The organism is Janthinobacterium woesei, from assembly GCF_051380875.1.
Lineage (GTDB): Bacteria > Pseudomonadota > Gammaproteobacteria > Burkholderiales > Burkholderiaceae_D > Janthinobacterium.
Genome location: NZ_JBNYXW010000036.1, coordinates 1 through 7,089 on the forward strand (window position 1 = coordinate 1; position 7,089 = coordinate 7,089).

Below are 7,089 nucleotides of genomic sequence, written 5' to 3' on the forward strand. Positions count from 1 at the left end.
GCATCAAATGCCCACACTTATCGACTGTTAATTGTTAAAGAACTGTGATCGGTACTGCTTTCGCGCTATCGACAAAGCGTTGTGTTTGTCAGCTGCGAAGAAGGAAGAGTATGAAGCATTTCGCTAAATCCGTCAACACCTTCTTTTTTCTGCATCACCGTTTCCGGTGATCCTCAACTGCCGCATTTGACTGCGTCTCATTGGGGAGGCGAACTATAGCAAAGCGGCCTTGCAGAAGCAAGACGTTTCTACACATTCTGTATTGCCGCCATTACCCAGTTAAAACCAAGGCGTTCCTGCTCCATGCGAATTCGCTCGCCAAGCAAGTCATCGCGCAGCATCTGAAATAATAGACGCTCATCGTTATTCAAGCGGGTGAGGCTACCGGTATAGCGTTGATGCGCTTCTTCATTGCCCCACAATGGGCGATGCGCTTCCAGTGTAGCGATATCCATCAAGATGGAACGCGCTTGCGGAAAAGATGCGCGCAAGCGGTCCAGGATGGCAAAACCATGGGTATCAATGTCGCCCCAATAGATGATGTCCTTGTTGCGCAGCCAGCTCACATCGGCCAGGCGGTCGATACCATAGCCTCCGCCGAAAATCACCATGCTATTCGGCACATCCGGAAAGACCAGGCCATTGATCTCATTTTCAGTGATAAACACTTGTTCGGTGACGGCATGCAAAGCAAGGAACTGTGCCACGGGAACACTCAGGTCGGACAAGCCTCCGATATGGTATCTGGTATCGAGCATGCGAAAACGTATTAGTGCGGGCTTGGCCAGCAGTCCATAACGCGCTTCAAATTGACGGGAGCCGATGGCATGCATGTCGATCGCCTCCTGGGACAGGATCTGGTCCAGCAATTCCGCCAGCAATGCCTTGCGAGTTTCAATGAACTTGCTATCCACACCGCTGATATCGAGCTGACGCAAATACAGTTGCGGACGTGGGTGGGCTACAAACCATTGCAGGATCGCCAGGATGCGCTCCCAGGCTGGCGCCTGCTCCAGCAAAGTCAGCGGACGACGCTCCAGCCAGCCGGCCAAGCCGGGAAACGCATGTAAGGTTGCCGCCGCCAGTTGATCGAAGCGGCGCATGTCAGCTGCGCGGCCGATCAGATGCAAGGCATCTGCCTCATCTTGCAGCACGACTTGCGCCGGCAGCCGATTGCGCCCTAACTGGCGATGATTGATTTCACGCCACTCAATAGCATAGCCATATCCCTTGCCTGCCTTGCTGCCCTCTTCCAGCTGCCGTATCCAGCGCCGCACTTCATCGAACTGCACCCCCAGATCGGATGTACCTGGCTGACGCACATTGAGCGTCATAGGAAACAATGCTGCGCCGCTGATATGTGCGGCCAGTACCCGGCCGCTATCCCACAGGCGCCTCAGTTGCGCGTGGATCATTGCGGGCGTGGTCCAGTCACTGGCACTCATGCGGCACGCGTCTTGCGTTCGGCCCGATATTCTTCAATGCTCAGGTAACGCAACATCGATTGGCGTCCTTCTTCGCTGTGCACAAAACCCAGGCCGGCGACATAGGGTTCGATGATATGGATTTTCTGTAGCGGCGTAACGATCAGTAATTGTAGATTCATGCGCTTGAACAACTCCAGGCCATACCGTGCGGACTCATCCGAGCCGCGACCAAACGCTTCATCGATCACGACAAAGCGGAATGAGCGGGAACGAATGACACCCCATTCGAGACCAAATTGATATGCGAGGCTGGCGGCCAGGACCGTGTAGGCCAGCTTTTCCTTTTGACCACCCGATTTACCGCCAGCATCGGTGTAGTGTTCATGTTCGCGGTCATCTTCGCGCCAGCGCTCGGACGCGGAAAAAACAAACCAATTGCGCACGTCGGTGACCTTGCGCGTCCAGCGCTTGTCCACTTCGGCGCTGCCCACTCGGCCACGGAACCGTTCAATAATGGTCTTCACTTGCAAAAATTTGGCTTCCGAATATTCCTCATCGCTGGCGCCTGTCAACGCGCCCTCGGTACATGCGCGTAAATCGCCCTGGAAATCGCGCAAGTCGACGTCCAGATTCGGCTCTGCTTCCAGGGCAATGTAGCGGTTGGGGTTGTAATCGATATCGTGCAGGGAACGGTTGATAATCAGGATGCGTTCGCGGATGGTTTCGCGTTCGCGTTTAAGCTGTGATTGAAAACCGGCAATTTCACGAATCGTGTTTTCATTGAGTAATTCCTTGAAGCGTTGCGCAAAGCGCGGCAAGCCATCCGCTTGCAGTGCGTCCAGCATTTTCCCGAATTCCCCCGCAGCCTCGATATTGACATCGACTTCGCGCGTATCGAGTGGCCATGCTTTGACATAATCGCTCATGGCACTGATGATGCGATCGCGCAAACCGTTGATTTTCTTGCTATCTGCATCGATACGACCTTGCAAAAAGCTGCGCAAATCCTTTTCGCGGCTATCACACGATTCCACCGTCAATTTATGCTCACCCAAGGCCTCTGCCTGCAAAGTGTGCAATTGCGGGAAATACTGCGTGCGCGCTTGTTCCGGCGTGGCCTCCAGTAACACTGTACAGTCCTCAAACTGGCGCCTGGCCTGCTCCATCCGCTCAACCAACGTCGCATGCTCTCCCGTGTAACGGCTGATACCGACTTCTGTTTCAGCCTGCTCCACAAGCAGTTCATCGAGTTGGCGCTGCAGTTCGCGCAACAAGTCGGAGGCCGTTTCCAGCGCCTGCTTTTCTCGCAATAACTGATCGATCATCAGCACCAGCGGTTTCCAGTCCAACTCGCCAAAGTGATGGAAGACTGCCAGTTGCTGCCAATGCCCCAGGCGATCCTGGTGGGTTTTGACATCTTGCCTCAATCCGGTGATGCGTGCTCCATGGGCGGCGATTCGCGTCGACAGGTCGCGCGCCTGCTTTTCCAGTGCCGCAATCTTGGCCTGGTTCGACCAGCCGAGCACATAGCGCGTGCGATCTTGCAGCGGATGCCGATCATCTTTTTCATGGCGCTCGCCAGCAGCCTTGATTTGCCCGCTACGCGTGATGGCCAGCTTTTCGCGCTGGAATTGCTGCAGCGTATCGCAACACGCATAATCGAAGCGTCGGCTCAACTCGGCGTCGATCCACGCATAAAAGGCGGAGTCCGGCTTGATGGCCACCTTGCGTACCAATGAGTCCGGATGCAATGGCCGGGGTTCGGCCAAGGTCATCTGGCGAACCCGGAAATACACCAGGCGCGCGCCAAGATGGCTGCGGTCGACCCAGGCCGCGACGGCCGCATAATGGACTTCAGGCACCAGCAAGGCCAGGCCAAAATTATGCAGGAGGCGTTCTACGGCACCCTCCCATTCGAGAGCATCGTCACGTACTTGTATCAATTCGCCGGCAAACGGTACATCTTCGCCGCGCAAACCGAGCCCACCGCACAGCAGTTCACGCAGCCGTAGCATCTGCCCTGGGATATTTGAGCGGCGCTGGCGCAGCGATTCGAGTTCCGCCGTCAATTCTCCATGGTTTGCCCCCAGTTCGCGCACCATCACGCCGGCCTCGGTCAGGCTGTTCTGGCATTCATCGCGCTGGGCCGCACACTGCGCCTGGCCGCTATCGATGGCGCGCTGGTTGCTCCGAAAACCGTCATCGCTGACAGCCCCCGACAAACCGAGGGATTGCGCCAACTGGTCATATTGCGCCGAGCGGCGCACACGTTCATCCTTCAACATTTGCTGACGACCGATCTCGGCCTCGATCTGCGCCAGGCGATTGCCACCATTGGCGGACATGGCCTCCCTGATTTCGTCGCGCCGCAAACTGTGCTCGTTGCGCCGCTCCTGCAAACGCCCTAGCCGGGCCGCAGCTTTTTCCAGTTCCAGCCGCAAGTGGGACAGACGGGTTTCCAGCAAGGCGCTTTTGATGCTTGCAAACCAGGGCCGCAGCGCCTCACGGCATCCCTTCAATTGTTCATCTTGCCGCAGCAATTCGGCGTGACGCGCGCAGTCAGCCGTGAGCGGCAACAAATGATCAATCTGCTGCTTGGCCTTTAGTACGGCTTCATGGGCACGATGCAAATCGTCGAAATGGGCAATCAACGCGGCTATCCGCGCTTCGACTGGGAAAGCTTCCAGCATATGCTCGCGTACAAAATCCGTCAGGTTGCCGACCGACTTCATCGACACGGTCTGGTGAAACAGCGTCATCGCCTGCTCATTGCCGATGCCGAAGCGACGCCGGAAATCGGCACCATAGGGCGGAAAACTATCGTGCAAAGTGACACCCTTGCTGGCGCGCAGGCGTTTGCGCAACTGGTTGATATCGGTACCGAAGCCGGCGAAGTGCTCAGCGATGGCCAGCGCGCTATCGGCTACCACATAAAAACGCTCCGGCTGGCCGCGCGCATCCTTCAGCCAGAAGACCTGGGCCAGAGTCACCGTCTGGTCGTAGCCTTCGTTATAAAACACGCCCAGGATCACGGCATAGGTATTCTGATCGCGCAAGGCGACGGCACGCGCCGTCGCTCCGCCATCGCCGCGCTCCGATTTGTAGTGACCCAGCACATAGGTACGCAAGCTGCGTTCATGTGCATCGGCACCGGCCGCCTTGTTATACGAAATCTTTTGCGCCGGCACCAGCAAAGTGGTGATCGCATCCACCAGAGTCGACTTGCCGGAACCGATATCGCCGGTCAGCAACAGATTGTCGCCACCGGGGTGCAACTTCCAGACCCGTTCGTGGAACGTGCCCCAGTTAAAAACTTCGAAGTGATGCAGGCGGAAACCCGCACGCTCCAGGGCGGCCGGTTCCAGGAAATCCAACTGCGGCGCAGCGCCATCATTCCCAGGCAATGTCGTCATACCTCATCACCGACCAATCCGGCACCATGGCTGCCGTAATCGTTCAATCGCTGCTCAAAATCGCTGAGCCACTGGGCATCGACAAATGCCTTCAAGATGCGGCGCACTTCAAATTGCTGTTCCTGCCCGCGCAGGCGATACAGGAAGCCCAGTTCCACCACTTTATTCAAATGCGTATCCATCCGGTCGAGCAAGCGTGCTTCGTTGGCAGTATCCGGCAAGAACAGGCGCAGTTGCTCCGTGACCTGTTCGCGGCTAATGACCAGCCGCGTATCGCCGGCGTTGGTATCGAACTCTGCCAGTTTCTTACGCAGCAAAACCAGAATCAGACTCACCGGATAACTGAGTTGGCGCCGTGGTACGAGACGCGGCAACGCAACGTCGCCTTCGGGCGTGGCACGCTGGCGCAGATAGGCATACCCCTCGGCTTCATCCAGGATCAGTTCCAGGCCAATTTGCTGGCAATAATCGCGCACCCTCGCCTGTAATAACAGCAAAGACTGCCATAACGCGACATCGTTTTCCTGGTACAGCACCCCCTGCATCAAGGCGATCAATATCTGGCTGTAATGCGGTTCACTGGAAGAATTCATCATGTGTTGAAAATAAGTAGGGGAAAAGTTACCTGGCGCACGCGTCCATGCGCGTCGATCCAACGAATCGTCTCCTCCTGCGTATCATCGATAGCACTCGGCAATTCCTGGGTCGCCAGGCTGAAATACGTGGCCAGTTCGGCCAGACCCTGCTGCAGAGGATAATCAGCAAGCAGCGACGCCAGCGAGATTTGCTTGCTGTTTTGCAAAGCCTGGCGGATATTCGCAGCCAACTTCATGCGGTCGACATAAACCTGCTCGAACAAGGCATCGGATGGAATAACCTCGTTCGATTCATCGAGCACGCGCTGCAAAATGGTCGGCTTGAATGGTGGTGAAAACAAGGTGCGGTCCATCGGCAGCGTCACATTCGGCGCTGCGGCATCGATCTCAATGAAAGAGGATTGCTCGATCGCGCCACGTGCACCCAAGGCCTTCTTTTCTATATCGCGTATGAGTTGCATGATGCGGCGGTTCTCGAGCCAGGCCTGGTCATCCAGGTAGCGTCGTAATTGTTCGGACAAACGCGCCACTGTGCGCTGCGTGACTTCACCCGCTTCCAGCCAATCGTAATGAATCCGGCTCAGGCGACTATCCGGCGCCAATTCGCGTACCGGGTCGAGCGCCAGTACCGCGTTCAGCAAAGCGGTCAATTCATCCTGACGCGATGGTGACATCAGTAAATCCCAAAAGGCGCGGAAACTTTTACCTTCGTCGGAGTCGGCAATGATGTCGCGCTTGCCAAAAATCTCTTGCAGCAGCTCACCCTTGCTGCCCTCCCAGGTGGCAATGCGTTCACGCACAGAGCGATCCAGGCTGCGGAAATTATGCTCGACGGCACGAAAATCCGACAACAGTTCACGCGCGGTCGACGACATTTGCAAGAAGCGCTCACGTATCTGGGTTGGCTCCATCATATCGAGCCGACCCTGGGCAATTTGCTCGATTTCGGCATCGATCAATGCCTTGCGCTTTTGCAGTTCGGCGATGCGTGTGCGGGGATTCAATTCGGTACCGTCAATAATCTGGCGCAGCAAATCAAATACCGTCATCAAGCGCGATTCGGTGCCGATAAATTGGCGTTGTCCCAAACCAAGCAACCATTCGATGGCTTGTTCGGTCGGTGAAGTCAGATCGTAATGTGCTTCGTCCTGGCCGCTGGGATAGTATTTACGCAGCCAGCCACGTTCGTCGGATGCCCAGTCGTCCAGGTAAGCCGTGGCGTTTTTAGGGAATAACTCTTCACCAGCCACTTCGTGCAAATGATAAAGATGGTCGTCCAGTAATGACGCCAACCGCTGGCGCCCGATGGTACGGATATTTGGCGTAATAAAATGACGATGCAAGAAACTGGCGATCATCGGTGCATGATCGGCGGCGAGTAAACGCCACGCCGGATGGCTGCGTCGCTGGGCGGAAAGTTGCTGATATTCCATCGTTATACGATTCGTGGCTTGCTTATTTAGCACTGTAGCACCGATCAGTAGCAGTAGTCATGACAAAAGCCCTGAACGAAAAAAAACCCAACCATTTCTGGTTGGGTTTTTCTCTACTACGAATAACAAGCCTGACGATAACCTACTTTCACACTGGTTGCAGCACTATCATCGGCGCAAAGTTGTTTCACGGTCCTGTTCGGGATGGGAAGGGGTGGGA

4 protein-coding genes and 1 rRNA gene are annotated in these 7,089 nt (G+C 55.9%); all 5 read right to left on the reverse strand.

Annotated features, from left to right (window positions below; translation table 11 throughout):
• Positions 1-248: 248 nt before the first annotated feature.
• Entirely contained in the window at positions 249-1,445 is a 1,197-nt protein-coding gene (locus tag ACQ4W6_RS25365; protein ID WP_436569931.1) for a DUF3322 domain-containing protein, read from the reverse strand.
• On the reverse strand, positions 1,442-4,840 hold the full coding sequence (locus ACQ4W6_RS25370) for an ATP-binding protein (RefSeq protein WP_436569932.1): 3,399 nt from the start codon (positions 4,838-4,840) through the stop codon (positions 1,442-1,444). Before ACQ4W6_RS25370 ends, ACQ4W6_RS25365 begins: the two co-directional genes overlap by 4 nt.
• Entirely contained in the window at positions 4,837-5,433 is a 597-nt protein-coding gene (locus ACQ4W6_RS25375; RefSeq protein ID WP_436569934.1) for a DUF4194 domain-containing protein, read from the reverse strand. Before ACQ4W6_RS25375 ends, ACQ4W6_RS25370 begins: the two co-directional genes overlap by 4 nt.
• Positions 5,433-6,869 (reverse strand): DUF3375 domain-containing protein, encoded by a 1,437-nt coding sequence (locus ACQ4W6_RS25380; protein WP_436569933.1) that lies wholly within the window; start codon positions 6,867-6,869, stop codon positions 5,433-5,435. The genes ACQ4W6_RS25375 and ACQ4W6_RS25380 overlap by 1 nt, the downstream gene beginning before the upstream one ends.
• A 129-nt stretch (positions 6,870-6,998) precedes the next feature.
• Positions 6,999-7,089, reverse strand: a 5S ribosomal RNA gene (rrf, locus tag ACQ4W6_RS25385); the annotation flags it as partial.